The organism is Halomonas halocynthiae DSM 14573 (assembly GCF_000425725.1).
In the GTDB taxonomy this organism is placed as follows: domain Bacteria; phylum Pseudomonadota; class Gammaproteobacteria; order Pseudomonadales; family Halomonadaceae; genus Halomonas; species Halomonas halocynthiae.
On the sequence record NZ_KE384439.1, the window covers coordinates 700337 to 716118 of the forward strand.

Sequence of the window (15782 nt, forward strand, 5' to 3'; positions counted from 1 at the left end):
TACGCACCCACAGCCTAACGCCACCCTTAAACAGAACCTGCCGGACACTGCGTCATGCCTATCGACGATACCTTGACTCTGACGACTGCCAACTTATATCTCATTGGTGGCGCAACCCTGCTCATCGGGCTATTGGTCGGCTGGCTTGTCACCCTGCTGCGCAACCAACGCCAAATCACCCTCTTAACGACTGAGCACAACGCGCGAATTGAACAGTGGCGAAGCGCACTTTCCGAGCGCGATGCCCACCTTGCCAGGCTCAACGAGGTAGTACACGGCCTAAAAGGTAACGAACAGCAGCTCAAAGAGCACTCTGAGCAGCAAACCGCTCTTTTACATCAGCAGCTATCGCAAACCAGCCAGACACTCGATAGCTTGCGTGAGCGCCACCAAGCGCTCAGCCAAGATCACCAGCGCCTAGCAACCACTCTGGAACAACAAGAAGCACACGTCAGGCAGCAACATGAACAGCTGGCTGCCCATCGCGCCCAGCTCAAGCAAGAATTTGCCAACTTAGCTAACGAGGTGCTGGAACAGAAAGGCAAAACGTTTGGCGAGCTGTCTGAAAAAAACATCAACAGTTTGCTCAAACCTTTTCAGCATGAAATGCAGGGGTTTCGCGAAAAAATCGAACGGCTTCATCACCAAGACACTCAACAACATGCCAGCCTACGCACCGAACTGCAGATGCTACAGCAACTCAATCGCGAGATTACCGACCAGGCCAGCCGCCTCAGCGACGCCCTACAAGGGCAAAAGAAAGTCCAGGGTAACTGGGGCGAACTCATGCTAGAAAATGTGTTGGAAGGCTCGGGCCTACGTGCCGGCACAGACTACCGCCGCGAACCGAGCTTCAATACCGAGGATGGCCGCCGTCGGCCCGATGCCATCGTCTATTTGCCGCGCAACCGTCATTTAGTCATTGATGCAAAAACATCGCTGGTGGCCTATGTACGCTATGTCAATGCTGACGATGAACTAAGCGCTAACCAAGCACTGGCCGAGCACAGCCAAGCCGTTTCCGAACGAATTAACGAGCTGGCCGATAAACATTACTACAATTTGCCCGGCCTCAACTCTCCTGAGGTGGTCGTCATGTTCATTCCCGTAGAGTCCGCCTACGTTGCTGCCATGAAGCATGACGAAAGTCTCTTTCAACGGGCTATCGAGCGTAATGTACTGGTTGCAACACCGACCACCCTGCTCACCAGCCTGAATATCGTTCGCCAGCTTTGGCGTCATGAAGACCAAAGCCGCCACAGCGCTGAACTAGCCCGCCGAGCCGAGCGCGTTCATACAAAATTACGCGGCTTTTTAGAGAGCATGCAGGATGTTGGCAAACGACTGGACGGTGCCCGGAGCAGCTACGACAAAGCCATGAGCCAGCTGGTTGATGGTAAAAACAATCTGATCAAACAAGCCGACGAGTTTAGCGAGCTCGGGGTTTCTGTACGTAAAGAGCTCCCTCCTGAACTGGTAGAGCGCGCCCAGCTTGAGCTGGAGCGTCGCGGTGATTAGCACACCGTTTTGGCGGATAAACCATCGAGCGAACGCAACGACAAAGCGACCATATCGCTGGTAGTATCAGAGTTAAACGAAAGCTAATAACCCGCCTCAGACATGGTCAGTTAGCTGGCCATGGCAGAGTCATGATGAGAGCAGCATTACGCCATGCCAAACACTGCAACACCGGGTGATTTGATCAAAAACGGTGATAATTTGATGGCCGTTGGCGACTGGACGCTGGCCAACTATCAGCGCCTTTGCCGTGTGATCACTACCAACAAAGCCAACCCTCAGCGGCTCGACCTAAGCGGCATTGGTACGCTGGATACCTGCGGTGCTGAAGTGCTGGGCAGACTGGTCGGGGCGGAACAACTCGAAGCCGTCGACCACTGGGCGATCGAGCTGCCAGCGTCTCGACGCGCCCTGCTACGCACAGTAGGCGAGGCCATGAACAACATGGCCGGCCCCGCCCCAGCCGAGACACACCGCTTACTACACTGGCTGGACGATTTGGGCGCTCATGTCGTCGCGCTTTGCCAGCAGCAGATTATGTTGCTTGGGTTCATCGGCCAGGTACTGACCGGCTTCGCTACCACCGCTTGGCGACCATCTCGCTGGCGTATTACCTCAGTGGTGGCACAGCTACAGCAAACCGGCCTCAACGCCTTACCGATTGTCGCCTTGCTAACCTTCATGGTAGGCGCGGTTGTCGCCTTTCTTGGCGCCACCGTTCTCACCGACTTTGGCGCGACTATCTATACGGTTAATCTGGTCGCTTTTGCTTTTCTCCGCGAGTTCGGTGTGCTGTTGGCCGCGATTATGCTCGCCGGTCGTACGGCTAGCGCCTTTACTGCACAGATCGGCTCCATGAAGGCCAATGAAGAACTCGATGCGCTTAGTTCAATCGGGCTTCCTCCCATGGAGCTACTGGTATTACCTCGCGTACTGGCCATGATCATCGCCCTGCCTATTCTCACTTTTGTCGGCATCTTATGCGGCCTGCTGGGCGGCGCACTGGTATGCCTGGTAGCACTGGATATTTCATTGCTGCAGTTTGCTACCATTCTGAGCAGTGAAATCGGAGTGACCAACTATATCGTGGGAATTGCCAAAGCACCGCTGTTTGCTTTCGTCGTGGCAGTGATTGGTTGCCTCGAAGGTTTCAAGGTCAGCGGCAGCGCGCAATCAGTCGGCGAGCACACAACGTCGAGTGTCGTGCAGTCGATTTTCATGGTCATTCTCATTGATGCATTGGCCGCACTGTTTCTGATGGAGATGGGCTGGTGACGGAGCCGGTTATTCGCATTCGCGACCTAGACAATCGATTTGGCACGCACCAGGTTCACAAAAACCTCGACCTGGAGTTGTTTCGTGGCGAAATATTAGGGGTTGTTGGTGGCTCGGGCACGGGCAAGTCTGTCTTGCTACGCAGCATTGTTGGCTTAATCAAACCCTATGCGGGCAACATTGAGGTGTTTGGCAAACCACTGCTTGCCCTCCCCGACGCCGAACGCTCACAGGTAGAACGCCGTTTCGGCGTGCTGTTTCAGCAAGGTGCGTTATTTAGCTCGCTCAACCTGCAAGAAAATGTTGCCCTGCCGTTAATTGAACATATCGGCCTCAGCCGTGCCGATGCGGAGTCTTTGGCACGGCTCAAACTGTCGCTGGCTGGGCTACCGCCCGACGCGGCGACAAAAATGCCCGCAGAACTCTCAGGTGGCATGATCAAGCGCGCGGCATTAGCCCGCGCCTTGGCGCTTGATCCTGAAGTTCTGTTTCTTGACGAGCCCACAGCAGGCCTTGACCCCATCGGTGCGGCCGCGTTTGACCGGCTAGTCATGACACTACGCGATGCACTGGGGCTAAGTGTCTTCCTGGTGACTCACGATCTAGACACGCTCTACACCGCCTGCGACCGAGTCGCTGTATTGTCTCAACGCCGCGTGCTGGTTGCCGATCGGCTTGAGGTGGTTGAAACAACCCCCGATGACTGGATTGCCGATTACTTTCATGGCCCCCGTGGCCGCGCAGCCCTACTCGCATCTCAGCGGGCCGCCAGCGCTATCAAGGAGAAATGATCATGGAACCCCGCGCCCATTATGTATTGATCGGCCTATTTACCGTGGTATCAGTGGTTGGCGCTTTGCTCTTCGCGCTGTGGATGGGTCGCGCCGATGCCGATAGCAACCAGAACTACTACGAGATCACCTTCAATCAGGCCGTCAGTGGCTTGGCGGTAGGTAATACAGTGCAATACAACGGCATTAAGGTCGGCAACGTCTCGGATCTTAGCCTTGACCCCGACAACCCTAGCAAGGTTCGAACAATCATTCGCGTTGCCAGCAACACCCCTGTGACAACTGATACACAAGCGCGCCTGACACTGGCCAACATCACCGGCAGCATGAACATACAGCTTCAGGGCGGCACATCAGACAGCCCGAGATTACCAGGCACTCAACAGGAGCCAGGGCATATTCCAGCAGCCAGGTCGCCACTCAGTTCATTAATGGACAACAGCGAGTCGATGATTGCTGCCAGCAATAGGCTGCTATCTCAAGCTAACCAGCTGCTCTCAGACGAGAACGTCGCACGGGTATCAGAGATACTGATTAATGTTGACCGACTGACAAAAAGCCTAGCCGTTCAAAGCGAAAATGTTGAACCCCTGATCAGCGGGCTTGGTACCTTAACGACGCAGGCAGAACGGGCCATGGACAGCATCAATGCCGCAGGGGCAAGCGCCCGTGAGTTGCTCGACAACAGCGGCCAACAAGCAATGGACAGCGCCAGCCAAGCCATGCAATCGCTTGCCGAAGTTAGCCAAGACCTGCTTCAGATAGGCACTGAACACAGCGGAGATATCGACAGCGCCTTACGCGGCTTAGGCGGTATTGATCCTGCCATGCAAGAGCTACGCAACACACTCAGTAGCTTCAGCTTACTGTTGCGTCGGCTTAATGAAAACCCAACCCAAACCCTGCTGGGTGGCGACAGCCCTGAGGAGTTCAGGCCATGACTCAACCCATACCGTCGACGCGACGCATCCCCGTTGCGGCGTTACTAACAGCGCTTGCCATTAGCCTATTGCTGTCGGCTTGCAATGTATTACCACGAGCCACACCGCTAAGAACCTTCACCTTGCCGGACGCATCGCTGGCGGCACCTACTCAGGCCAGCCACTACCCAGCAGACTCAACGCTTTCTCTCACCCTTAGGGTTGATACACCCAACGCTAATGCCTTACTCGATGGCGTTCGCATGCTCGTTCAACCTGACAGCGAAGAAATTCAAGTCTATGGCGGAACGCGTTGGAAAGACCGTGCTCCAGTATTAATTCAAAACCGTTTGATCAGCGCACTGCGACAGGACGGCCGCCTCCAAGCCGTTATCAGCAGCAACAGCCCGGCCAGCAGCAATGTATTACTTAGCTCAACGCTGACTGGCTTCCAGAGCCGTTATAACGCCAATAGCCCTGACACTCCGCCTGATGCCGTCATCGAGCTAGACGCCCAGTTGATTGATTCAGGCCGAGGTCGTGTCATCGCCACACAGCGCTTCAGCGTTCGCCAAGCCGCAAGCGATGAAAGCGTTGAGGCTGTCGTTCGCGCCTTCGGTAACGCCGCGAGCCAACTTGACCAACAGGTGGTTGAATGGACAATTACCCAGCTTAACCACCGCAGTGTGCGACCATGACAACAACATCATCCCCTTCGCCGGCGCTAAGCCCGCGTCAGTATCGTGACACTGACTTTCCGCGCCTGCGTGAGCTGTGGTTACGCTGCTTCCCCGATTACACCGGCTACAACGCCCCTGAGGTTATTGTTGCCAACAAACTGGCTGTCGATGATCTGCTTTATGTGATCGATGACGGCGAAGCGCTCATTGGCAGCTGCATGATTGGTTATGACGGTCATCGCGGCTGGCTGTATTCCATCGCCGTTGCCCCAGAGTATCAAGGCGAGGGGCTTGGCAAACGGGTAGTCGAGTTCGCCGTGGCTCGACTACGTGAGCTTGGCTGCGTCAAAGTCAACCTGCAGATTCGTGCCGGGAACGATTCCGTTGCGGCGTTCTACCAAACGTTAGGATTCGACTTAGAAGAACGCATCAGCATGGGAATGCGGCTAGACGGATAACACAAAACGCCACCTTTGAGGTGGCGTTTTCAGCAATATGGCAACGGCTCTCATATCGCTACTGAACGTTTTCTTCGTCGCCAAAGCGTCCTTCAAACAGAGCCGAAGACAAATAACGCTCAGCACTATCGGGCAACACCACCACGATATTCTTACCTTTATGCTCCGGCTGCTTTGATACCCTGACAGCAGCCACCACCGCAGCGCCACAGGAAATACCACACAAGATGCCTTCTTCCTGCATCAGCCGATGCGTCATGGCGATAGCATCCTCGTTGCTGACCTGCTCCACCTGATCGATCATCGACATATCGAGGTTACCCGGAATAAACCCAGCGCCGAGGCCCTGAATCTTGTGCGGTGCAGGTTTGATATCCTGACCTTCACGCACCTGACTGATCACAGGCGAGTCACTAGGCTCCACCGCGACGGTCGTGATGGCTTTACCGCGCGTTTGCTTAATATAACGCGACACGCCACTCAAGGTGCCGCCAGTGCCCACACCAGAAACAAAGATATCAACCTGGCCGTCGGTATCATCCCAGATTTCGGGGCCTGTTGTGGTCTCGTGAATACGCGGGTTCGCCGGGTTTTCAAATTGCTGAGGCAGAAAGTAGCTATCGGGGTTAGTCGCCGCTAACTCCTCAGCCTTGGCGATCGCACCCGGCATGCCTTTAGCTGGCTCAGTCAGCACAATCTCAGCACCCAACGCCTTGAGTACCTTACGGCGCTCCAAGCTCATAGACGCTGGCATGGTCAGCACCATCTTGTAGCCACGGGCTGCCGCGACAAATGCTAAGGCAATACCCGTATTACCGCTGGTCGGCTCAATGATCGTCATTCCGGGCTTAAGCACGCCGCGCTGCTCGGCATCCTTCACCATCGCCGCCCCAATCCGACACTTCACCGAATAAGCAGGGTTGCGCCCTTCAATCTTGGCCCAGATAGTCGCCCCATCATTGACTCGGTTGAGCCGTACCAGCGGCGTGTTGCCGATGGACAATGAGTTGTCATCATAAATACGTGCCATGATCACTCCTTATTATTTACTTTGCTGTGCAGAATTGCTGCTTAGCACTGTGACTTAGAACTGCTGCTCAGAATTGTTGAGCACGCCCATGAACTCTTACCGGTAGTTTGTATCGATGAGCTTACACAGAATCAAAACCGCTCAATACATTGACCACGTTAATACCGATTTCTTCCACGGCATAACCGCCTTCCATCAAAAAAGTAGTTGGTAAGCCAGCATGCCCAAGACGCCGCCCCAGCTCACTGAAGTCATCACTGGTCAGCTTAAACTCACTGATTGGATCGTTTTCAAACGCATCCACACCCAATGAAACAATCAGCAGCTCACAGCCAAGCGCACGAATTTTTTCTAGCGCCTCATCCAAGGCCTGTGACCACACATCAAAACCACTCCCCCGCGCCATGGGGTAATTGAAATTAAACCCCTTACCCGCGCCGACCCCACTCTCGTCAGCATGGCCCAAGTAATACGGAAAGCACTGTTTCGGGTCGCCATGCAGCGAGATAAACAGCACATCATCACGCTCGTAGAAAATCTGCTGGGTGCCGTTACCGTGGTGGAAATCAACATCAAGAATCGCCACCCGCCGGCGCCCTTGGTCCAAGGCATATTGAGCCGCAATAGCCGCATTATTGAAAAAACAATAACCACCAAACTGGTCAGTCGCTGCGTGGTGGCCCGGAGGACGACACAGACCAAAGCTCGGCTCACCTTTCGTTAAGGTATGTTTTACCGCACTCAACGCAACGTCTTTGCTCGCTTCAGCGGCTTCGAAGGTACCCTCACAGATCGAGGTATCGGCAGACAACGAATAATGACCCAGCCGCCCATCAATACACTCAGGAATTACCCGGCCTGGCATAGTGCGCGTTGGCCAAATCCAAGCAATCGCCTCACCTTCACGGCCCAACGCCTGCCATTCATCCCAGCAGCTTTTCAGAAACTCGACATAATCACGGTCATGCACCGCTAACACCGGCGCTAAGCCGAAATCTTCCGGCTCGCGCACCTCCCCAAGCGCTCTATGCCGAACGTGTTTAAGTACCAGCTCAACCCGCTCGGGGCATTCGTAAGGCGTCACCAACTGGCCGCCATCCAGCTCAGTACGGGCACGACGACGCAAGGTCGCATCGCTATGGAAGGTCAACATTCGAGGTATCCTGAAACAAAGAAAAGTAAGTGAACATCCTGACCGTACATCATACGCCATCCCATTGATTCATATTGCACTTACCACCGCAAGCAATGGCCTAGAGCCAAGCTAACTAAGCATATGCTTTGAGCAACTCACTCCCACTCTCGCGAATAAATTCCAGCACTTGGGCCTGCTTCCAGTCGTCCCGATAAACAAGCCCAAAACTGAAGCTTATCTCAGAGGCAAACGGTCGCATGACAACACTATCGTTATTGGCTAACTGGTCCATTGCAGTGATCGGATTCATCACACTGATCCCCACGCCATTAGCTACCAACGCCGTAATCGCACCAATGTTAGCCTCCGTCTTGCCAGCAATATTGACTCCATGGCTCGCCGCTAAGCTCAACAGAGGATTCGCTCCCACATGAGACTGGTGACTAATCACCAGATGCTCGTTTTTAAGATCTTCAATCGTCACTTGAGACTTTTTACTCAACGGATGCCCACTCGGTAATAAACAGCGTGCCGGTGTGGTCAACCATTCTTCAATCCGCAACATTCGCGAGCTTGCCGGCAGTGTCACAAAGCCGATATCGGCATGGCCAGACTCCACATCACGTAACACATCATGGCTCGACATCATGTCCAAACGGATACTGAAACCACGGTTCCTCTCAAGCAGCTTAGCAATCAATCGCGGCACAAAACCAAATGACAAACCAGGAATAGCGGCCACTCTAAGCCGCGAAACCCCAAACTCCTTGAGCGCCAGCACACTGTGACGAAGCTCTTCAACATTTCCCATTAAACGCAATATTTCCTCATACAACTCCCGCGCTTCAGGAGTTGCCACCAAGCGGTTCTTTTCACGCAAAAACAGACCAAGCCCGAGATTACTCTCCAGTTGAGCCAGCGACCGGCTAACACCCGATTGCGTAATGTTCAGAATTCTCGCTGCCTGAGAAGCCGTACCCGCTTCAAATAATGTTTTAAAAATCACCAATGACTTCAGAGAGTCTATCGAAATATCTGCCATGACTAAAACTCATTAAATTCGTTAAAAACATCATATATTGAAATAACTATCGATTGCTATCTAGACTAAACGCATTCCAAATAATTAATGACAACGGACAGGCAAAATGACGACTTCCCCGCTATTTTACCAGGCTGGCCCGCCCAACCCAGAAGTAAGTCACGGCAAAGGCGTCTTTCTGTGGGATACCCAAGGCAAGGAATATCTCGACGGTTGCTCCGGGGCCATTTCTTGCAATCTCGGCCACGCACATCCAGCCATGCACAAGGCTATGCTCGAACAACTGGACCGCGTTGCCTTTACCTATCGCACCCAGTTCGAAAATGCTCCAGCCGTCGAGTTAGCCCAAGCTCTAGTCGATATGACCGATGGGAAGCTAGATAAAGTATTTTTTGTTTCCAGCGGATCCGAAGCTGTTGAGTCAGCTCAGAAGCTAGCGCGCCAGTATTTTGTCGCGACTGGCCAGCCTCAACGCCGTCACTTTGTCTCACTGCGCCCGTCCTATCATGGCAGCACCCTAGGTGCCTTAGGCCTAACCGGATACGAGCCGCTAGAAGCTCCCTTCGCAGACATCACTAATGGCTCAATTAAGGTGCCCGGACCTGATTTTTACCGCCACCAGGACGGCAACCAAGACGCCCATATCGCCCGAATACTCAAAGAGACTCGCGCCCAGATAGACACTGCCGGAAGTGACAGCATCATTGCCATCGTCATTGAACCGGTAGGCGGTGCGAGCACAGGTGGCCGCTTAGTAGATCGTACTTACTTAAAAGGACTACGCGAGCTCTGTGATGAGATCGGTTGCTTGCTGATTTATGACGAGGTGCTGTGCGGTATCGGCCGTACCGGCACCTGGTTTGCCTATCAGCAATGGGGGGTGGCGCCAGACCTGTTGACCACCGCCAAAGGCTTGGGCGCAGGCTATTACCCAGTCGGTGCCTTGCTTAGCCGCGCACCAATTGTCGACGCGGTAATGGCCAATGGAGGATTCCAGCATGGCCACACCTATGCCGGCAACCCACTGGCTTGTGCTACCGGCTTAGCCGCCATTCGTACTATTCAGAGCGCACAGCTGCTGGACAACGTGATTGTTCGCGGAAAACAGCTTAAACAAGGGCTCAAAGCGCTCCAGCAGCGCTTTGACTGGATTGGTGATGTACGTGGTACTGGCCTGCTATGGGGCGTAGAACTGGTCATCGATCCAGATACCAGGGCTGCTTTTCCTGCCGATGCCAACCTGTTCGCAAAGGCCACCGCTACCGCCAAACAAGAAGGCTTACTGATCTACCCGCGTCGCACACTTAACGGTGTGGCCGGAGACCACTTCCTAGTAAGTCCACCGTTCATCATCAGCGAAGACGAAACGGTGCTGCTGCTTGAGCGACTCGAACGCGCGCTGACACGTCTTGATCGTGAGGTTATCTCATCACTGCGCGATGCACATAACTCAAACGAATACGCCACCAGCATTACAGACTGAGACCCCATGACTCGACTCAATGAAAAACATGTAGCGATTGAGGCCGCCATTGCTCAGATCAGTGATGGCGCCTCAATTATGGTCGGTGGCTTCGGCTCACCCGGCACCCCCTTCGCCCTGCTCGATGAACTGCTCAAGCAGGGCCAGAAGCACCTCACACTCATTAAAAATGATGCCAACGAGTCAGATATCGGCATCGGAAAACTCATCAGTGCCGGTCGCGTTGACCGTCTAGTCACCTCACACATTGGTTTAAATCGAGTGGCTATCGATGAAATGAACGCTGGTCGCCTAAGCGTGGAGATTTACCCGCAGGGGCTACTGGCCGAAAAAATTCGCAGTGCTGGCGCGGGCCATTATGGCTTCCTGACCGACATCGGTATCGGCACAGAAATCGGCGAAGGACGCCAGGAAGTCGAATGTGACGGCCAAAGATGGGCCATCGAGCCGGCCATTCATGCCGATTTCGCCCTGATTCATGCTGACTTGGCCGACCACTACGGCAACCTTATCTATCGCGGTACCGCCATTAATTTCAATCCGCTAATGGCAATGGCCGCCGAACACGTGATAGCCCAGACCTTCCATATTGAGGCACCTGGCAACCTGGTCCCTGAGCAGATTCATACGCCCTGCGCTTTTGTCAGTCAGGTCATCCAAGTCGACCCAGCCACCAGCGAACAAGGAAGGCGTCAACATGACAACTGATCAACAGCGCATTCTGGCCCGTGCAGCCAAAGAGATCACAGCAGGCCAGATCGTCAACTTAGGTATCGGCTTACCCACCCAGCTATTCCACTATATTCCGCCTGAGCTTGAAGTGCTGGTGCATTCAGAAAACGGGGTGCTGGGTTGTCAGCTGATTGATGACAACAGCGAAGCCGATCTTGAGATGATCGACTCCGGAGGAACCTACATCGGCACCCGTCCCGGCGCCAGTGTATTCGACAGCGCCATGTCATTCGCCATGATTCGCCGACGTCGAGTCGACATGACGTTCATGGGTGCTTTCGAGGTCGATCAGCAAGGCAACTTAGCTAACTGGAAAATCCCAGGAAAGTTTTCTCCTGGCATCGGCGGTGCCATGGAGCTAGCCCAAAAAGTCGAACGACTGATCGTTCTGTGCTCGCACAACGACAAGCACGGCAATCCAAAAATCCTCAAGCGTTGCCGCCTGCCATTAACCGCGCCGCACTGTGTGTCTCTCGTCATCACCGAAAAAGCCGCCATGCAAGTTACCAGCACTGGTCTTGAAGTCGTCGACATTGCTGACGGGCTGAGTATTGAGGAGCTGCGCGCTGCCACCGAGGCCGAACTGATCATCGACGAAACACGCGTGGGGAGATTTTGATGCTTACCGATATTGAAAAACGCATTCTTGAGCGTTGCGATGCCCTTATGCTCGACACCCTGGAGCTGACTCAAGACCTAGTGCGCAGCTACAGCGTACTTGGTCAAGAGCATAGCGCGCTTAATACTATAGAACACTGGTATCAACGGCTTAACCTACCTTCCGAGCGTGTGGCACTAGATGCACCCGGTTTTGCCGACAATCCCCACCGCGCGCCGACTAGCTGGAGCAACGAAGGCCGTTACAACGTAATCTCTCGGCTTAACTCAGACTCAACCAAACCGCACCTAGTCCTCAACGGTCACTTAGACGTGGTACCTGCGGAACCCACTGACATGTGGACCCGCCCACCCTGGGAGCCTTGGCAAAAAGACGGCTGGCTGTATGGCCGTGGTGCTGGCGATATGAAAGCCGGCATCGCTGCCATGATCATGGCAGTACAGGCCGTGCGTGACGCGGGTGTTGAGATCGACTTTCCACTGACATTACAAACAGTAATTGAAGAAGAGTGCACAGGTAATGGCGCCCTAGCCTGCCTACATCAAGGCTACAGTGGTGACTTCGTGCTCATTCCTGAACCTTTCGGCGCACAGATATATAGCGGCCAAATCGGCGTGCTGTGGTTTAGGTTACGTCTCGACGGCATACCGGCCCACGTTTTGGATACCCGCGCTGGAAACAATGCCATTGAACAAATTCAGCATTACCTACCAGCGTTCAAAGCACTCGAAGATGAGATTAACGCACTGCCACGCCCCTCGCCTTACGACGCACTAGACCACCCGTTCAACCTGAGCATCGGAAAGATCGAAGGCGGCAACTGGGCATCTAGTGTGCCAGCTCATGCCATTCTTGAAGGCCGCGTCGGCTTTCCACCAGGCATGAGCGCAGACGACGTAATGAACCGTGTACGCGAAGTGGTGATTCAGCGCCATGCCGAGCTCGGTAGCGACGGTCCTGTCCCACGAGTTGAATTTCACGGCTTTCGCTCCGAAGGGCACTTGGTCGATGTGGAAACGCCAGCCATCCGGTTATTGTCGCGCTGCCACGAAGACCTGGTCGGTGAACCACCAGCCCACTACCTCTCCACCTGTACGACCGACCTACGCGCCTTTCACGTTCAAGGTGGTATCAACGGTACTTGCTACGGTCCTGTCGCTCAACGCATTCACGGGGTAGACGAATGTGTAGAGATCGCCTCCATTCACCATGTGCTAACTACCTATGCCTTGTTCATCAGTCGCTGGGCTAATGCTGAACATCACGATGACCACCGTGACACGCTCAACACCGCCGAAAGGAGCCTGACATGAAAGCTGCTTATTTAGCCGACTATGGCCGTTCGGCCTTCACTCGAGCTCATCCACGTAAACCAGAAGTCGACGCCTGGTCTGAGCAGCGCGGCGATGCCCTGCTCGGTCAGCTGATCGATGCCCTTCTTGAACGCAGAGGCGTTGACGCCGCAGCCATCGAAGACTTCAGTATTGGCTGCGCGCTACCGGTCAAAGAACAGTGGAGCTTCGGTGGGCGCTATCCCCATTGGTTATCTCAGCGTCTCGCCGCTGCCGGGCAAGCTTGTCCGTCTCGCCAGATCGACCAACAGTGCGGCTCAGGCTTAGCCGCTTTACGCAGCAGCGTACGCGAAGTTCAGGTGGGCGCCATAGACGTCGGCCTGGCGGGTGGTTTTGAGAATATGTCTCGTGTACCGATGGGACCAAGCCTGTTTAACGAAGGCGTATTGACGGTGCCCAACGCCTTGCAACACACCAGTTGGCTGGAACTAAACGTCGCCATGAATATGGGGCTAACCGCCGAACGGCTTGCCACCGAAAGCAATATCACCCGTGAAGCTATGGACGCCTTTGCGCAGCGCTCACATCAGCGTGCTGCTGATGCAGAAGCCAGCGGGTGGTTTGATGGTGAGCGGTTTACTCTCACCACCCCAACCCATGAACGCGTCGAACACGATACCAACATCCGTGCCGACACCACCCTCGAGCGCCTGGCCGAGCTTAGTCCCGCCTTCGTCGAAGGCGGACAGATCACCGCAGGCAACAGCTCGCCGCTAACATCCGGTGCCAGCGCAGCGTTGTTGATGTCTGAAACGGCACTTTCCCAACATAACTTGTCACCGCTGGCTCGTGTGGTCGACATCGTTGATTGCGGTGTCGCTCCCGAACGCATGGGAGCAGGCGCAGCACTGGCTATCAGCCGTGCACTATTCAAGGCAGGCCTCAAAGTCGACGACATCGACCTGTGGGAAATCAACGAAGCATTCAGCGCCGTACCACTTTATGCCATGACCACGCTTGGCATCGAATCTGAACGCGTCAATGTCTGCGGAGGTGCACTGGCACTAGGCCATCCGCTGGGCGCTACCGGCATTCGCCTGGCAGGCACCCTTGCTCGCCTGCTGCAACATCACCAGGGCCGCTATGGCTGTGCCGCTGCCTGCATCGGTGGTGGCCAGGGTATTGCCTTGATACTCGAACGCTGCTGAGGAGCTCGCACTCAACCACCACATCCCCCCTTACACCAACATGAATGACAGCACTGACGCTAACGACAACACAAAAAAGCATGCCACAACTGGAAGGAACCATAAGATGAAGAACACAACCGCCAGTGATAACGAACTACAGCCTCCATTCTGGGGAGCCGCTCTCTGCATTATCTTTCTCTGTTTTATGATGTTTGCCCAGATCTTCCTCCTTGGTGAAGACTGGGTTACCCATATTTCGTTGTTATTTGCCATCGTTGTTTGCTGCCTGGTCGCCCTGTTTTCCGGGTTCACCTGGGGTGCTATTCAACGCGGCATCTTGTATGGCTGTGAGATTGCCATGCTTCCAATGCTTATTCTGATGATGGTGGGCGTACTAGTTGCCAGCTGGATCGCTGCAGGCACTATTCCAGCACTGGTTTACCTGGGTCTACAGCTAATTTCACCGTCGTACTTCCTTTTTACGGCAGTCATCGTGTGCTCTATCTCATCGCTGGTAACGGGCAGCTCATGGACCACCGCTGCCACTTTCGGCGTCGCTTTTATGGGCATAGGACTTGGCCTAGACATTCCACCAGCCATGACGGCTGGCGCAGTCATTTCAGGAGCCATTTTTGGTGACAAGATTTCTCCGGTTTCCGACTCAACCAACCTGGCAGCCGGTATCGCAGAAGCGAATCTGTTTGACCATATCCGCTCGATGTTCTACACCACCGGCCCCGCCATCATCATCACTGCCATTCTGTTCTTTTTCCTTGGCATGAAATATAGCGATGGCGGTATTGATACCACGCAAACCGACCTTCTGCTTCAGGGAATTCGTGATAACTACTGGATTAATATCTTTGCCTTTATTCCACCGCTAGTAGTACTCGTACTTGCTTACCTCCGCGTGGCCGCACTGGCTGTCATGGTCATTGGTAGTCTCGCCGGTGCTTTTTTGGCGGTAACTACACAGGGAGTCGGTATCGGTGACATGATGAATTACATGAACTACGGCTATGTCTCAGAGACGGGTATCGAGTCGGTAGACAACCTACTCAGCCGTGGTGGGCTCCAAGAAATGATGTGGACCATTTCGCTAGGATTTATTGGTCTTAGCTTGGGCGGGTTACTTGAGAAAACCCGCGTACTTGAAGTCCTCCTCAAAAAAATGGGTAGCTTGGTTAGCAACTCGCGTGGCCTGATCACAACCCATGTATTTGCTTCTATCGCCACCAACCTTTTCTCAGCAAGTCAGTATATTGCCATCATCATTCCAGGCCGTATGCTGGTACCTGCATATCGCAGGCTCAAAATATTACCTTCTGTCTGCTCACGTACCTGCGAAGACTCAGCCACTGTCACCTCTCCACTCGTTCCCTGGGGCTTAGGTGGCGCCTACTTCTCCGGCGTACTGGGTGTTTCTGCATGGGATTACATGGGCTGGACCTTTCTTGCCATCATCACCCCTATCATTGCCATCATCTACGCCATGACCAATATCTTCATCTGGCGTGAAGGCGAGCGCAATGACGTCAACACCTATAGTCAGCAAGAGACTGAAGAGAATGACCAGCCGCAGAATCAAACTACCGATCAGCACGTCTGAGAGAGTTT

Annotated in this window: 15 protein-coding genes; 12 read left to right on the forward strand and 3 right to left on the reverse strand. The window is 54.1% G+C overall.

The window, feature by feature from the left end:
* Nucleotides 1-54 precede the first annotated feature (54 nt).
* The 6 genes from H616_RS0108875 (at nt 55) to H616_RS0108900 (ending at nt 5642) form a co-directional block, all read left to right on the forward strand.
* The gene (locus tag H616_RS0108875) at nt 55-1518 is read left to right on the forward strand and encodes a DNA recombination protein RmuC (protein ID WP_051234126.1); all 1464 of its coding nucleotides are present in this window, start codon (nt 55-57) and stop codon (nt 1516-1518) included.
* Nucleotides 1519-1671: 153 nt separating this feature from the next.
* The gene (locus H616_RS0108880) at nt 1672-2793 is read left to right on the forward strand and encodes an MlaE family ABC transporter permease (protein WP_051234128.1); all 1122 of its coding nucleotides are present in this window, start codon (nt 1672-1674) and stop codon (nt 2791-2793) included.
* Complete coding sequence (locus H616_RS0108885) at nt 2790-3584, forward strand: ATP-binding cassette domain-containing protein (protein WP_027967056.1); 795 nt, start codon at nt 2790-2792, stop codon at nt 3582-3584. The genes H616_RS0108880 and H616_RS0108885 overlap by 4 nt, the downstream gene beginning before the upstream one ends.
* A gap of 2 nt (nt 3585-3586) precedes the next feature.
* The gene (locus H616_RS0108890; RefSeq protein WP_027967057.1) at nt 3587-4525 is read left to right on the forward strand and encodes an MlaD family protein; all 939 of its coding nucleotides are present in this window, start codon (nt 3587-3589) and stop codon (nt 4523-4525) included.
* Nucleotides 4522-5202, forward strand: coding sequence for an ABC-type transport auxiliary lipoprotein family protein (locus H616_RS0108895; protein WP_051234130.1), 681 nt, complete (start codon nt 4522-4524; stop codon nt 5200-5202). Before H616_RS0108890 ends, H616_RS0108895 begins: the two co-directional genes overlap by 4 nt.
* Nucleotides 5199-5642, forward strand: coding sequence for a GNAT family acetyltransferase (locus H616_RS0108900; RefSeq protein ID WP_027967059.1), 444 nt, complete (start codon nt 5199-5201; stop codon nt 5640-5642). The genes H616_RS0108895 and H616_RS0108900 overlap by 4 nt, the downstream gene beginning before the upstream one ends.
* A gap of 58 nt (nt 5643-5700) precedes the next feature.
* Here the strand turns inward: H616_RS0108900 and cysK are convergent, their stop codons facing one another.
* The 3 genes from cysK to H616_RS0108915 form a co-directional block, all read right to left on the reverse strand.
* A complete protein-coding gene (gene cysK, locus H616_RS0108905) occupies nt 5701-6672 on the reverse strand; it encodes a cysteine synthase A (RefSeq protein ID WP_027967060.1) in 972 nt (323 codons plus the stop codon).
* Nucleotides 6673-6793: 121 nt separating this feature from the next.
* Entirely contained in the window at nt 6794-7825 is a 1032-nt protein-coding gene (locus H616_RS0108910) for a histone deacetylase family protein (RefSeq protein ID WP_027967061.1), read from the reverse strand.
* Between the two features lie 115 nt (nt 7826-7940).
* A complete protein-coding gene (locus H616_RS0108915; RefSeq protein WP_027967062.1) occupies nt 7941-8849 on the reverse strand; it encodes a LysR family transcriptional regulator in 909 nt (302 codons plus the stop codon).
* Between the two features lie 106 nt (nt 8850-8955).
* Here H616_RS0108915 and H616_RS0108920 point away from each other — a divergent pair, with 106 nt between their 5' ends.
* The 6 genes from H616_RS0108920 (at nt 8956) to nhaC (ending at nt 15774) form a co-directional block, all read left to right on the forward strand.
* Complete coding sequence (locus tag H616_RS0108920; RefSeq protein ID WP_027967063.1) at nt 8956-10332, forward strand: aminotransferase family protein; 1377 nt, start codon at nt 8956-8958, stop codon at nt 10330-10332.
* Between the two features lie 6 nt (nt 10333-10338).
* Nucleotides 10339-11040, forward strand: a complete 702-nt coding sequence (locus tag H616_RS0108925) for a CoA transferase subunit A (protein WP_027967064.1) — start codon at nt 10339-10341, stop codon at nt 11038-11040.
* On the forward strand, nt 11030-11683 hold the full coding sequence (locus H616_RS0108930; protein WP_027967065.1) for a 3-oxoacid CoA-transferase subunit B: 654 nt from the start codon (nt 11030-11032) through the stop codon (nt 11681-11683). Before H616_RS0108925 ends, H616_RS0108930 begins: the two co-directional genes overlap by 11 nt.
* Nucleotides 11683-12996 carry an ArgE/DapE family deacylase gene (locus tag H616_RS14580; RefSeq protein WP_035572781.1) on the forward strand — a complete coding sequence of 438 codons (1314 nt, stop codon included), beginning with the start codon at nt 11683-11685 and terminating at the stop codon, nt 12994-12996. The genes H616_RS0108930 and H616_RS14580 overlap by 1 nt, the downstream gene beginning before the upstream one ends.
* Nucleotides 12993-14183 (forward strand): acetyl-CoA C-acyltransferase, encoded by a 1191-nt coding sequence (locus H616_RS0108940; protein ID WP_027967066.1) that lies wholly within the window; start codon nt 12993-12995, stop codon nt 14181-14183. The genes H616_RS14580 and H616_RS0108940 overlap by 4 nt, the downstream gene beginning before the upstream one ends.
* Before the next feature lie 106 nt (nt 14184-14289).
* A complete protein-coding gene (nhaC, locus tag H616_RS14585; RefSeq protein ID WP_035572784.1) occupies nt 14290-15774 on the forward strand; it encodes a Na+/H+ antiporter NhaC in 1485 nt (494 codons plus the stop codon).
* The last annotated feature ends 8 nt before the right edge of the window (nt 15775-15782 follow it).

Coding starts and splice junctions, on each gene's coding strand:
- H616_RS0108875 (WP_051234126.1), top strand. CDS start 55: ATGCCTATCGACGATACCTTGACTCTGACGACTGCCAACTTATATCTC.
- H616_RS0108880 (WP_051234128.1), top strand. CDS start 1,672: ATGCCAAACACTGCAACACCGGGTGATTTGATCAAAAACGGTGATAAT.
- H616_RS0108890 (WP_027967057.1), top strand. CDS start 3,587: ATGGAACCCCGCGCCCATTATGTATTGATCGGCCTATTTACCGTGGTA.
- H616_RS0108895 (WP_051234130.1), top strand. CDS start 4,522: ATGACTCAACCCATACCGTCGACGCGACGCATCCCCGTTGCGGCGTTA.
- H616_RS0108900 (WP_027967059.1), top strand. CDS start 5,199: ATGACAACAACATCATCCCCTTCGCCGGCGCTAAGCCCGCGTCAGTAT.
- cysK (WP_027967060.1), bottom strand. CDS start 6,672: ATGGCACGTATTTATGATGACAACTCATTGTCCATCGGCAACACGCCG.
- H616_RS0108910 (WP_027967061.1), bottom strand. CDS start 7,825: ATGTTGACCTTCCATAGCGATGCGACCTTGCGTCGTCGTGCCCGTACT.
- H616_RS0108915 (WP_027967062.1), bottom strand. CDS start 8,849: ATGGCAGATATTTCGATAGACTCTCTGAAGTCATTGGTGATTTTTAAA.
- H616_RS0108920 (WP_027967063.1), top strand. CDS start 8,956: ATGACGACTTCCCCGCTATTTTACCAGGCTGGCCCGCCCAACCCAGAA.
- H616_RS0108925 (WP_027967064.1), top strand. CDS start 10,339: ATGACTCGACTCAATGAAAAACATGTAGCGATTGAGGCCGCCATTGCT.
- H616_RS0108930 (WP_027967065.1), top strand. CDS start 11,030: ATGACAACTGATCAACAGCGCATTCTGGCCCGTGCAGCCAAAGAGATC.
- H616_RS14580 (WP_035572781.1), top strand. CDS start 11,683: ATGCTTACCGATATTGAAAAACGCATTCTTGAGCGTTGCGATGCCCTT.
- H616_RS0108940 (WP_027967066.1), top strand. CDS start 12,993: ATGAAAGCTGCTTATTTAGCCGACTATGGCCGTTCGGCCTTCACTCGA.
- nhaC (WP_035572784.1), top strand. CDS start 14,290: ATGAAGAACACAACCGCCAGTGATAACGAACTACAGCCTCCATTCTGG.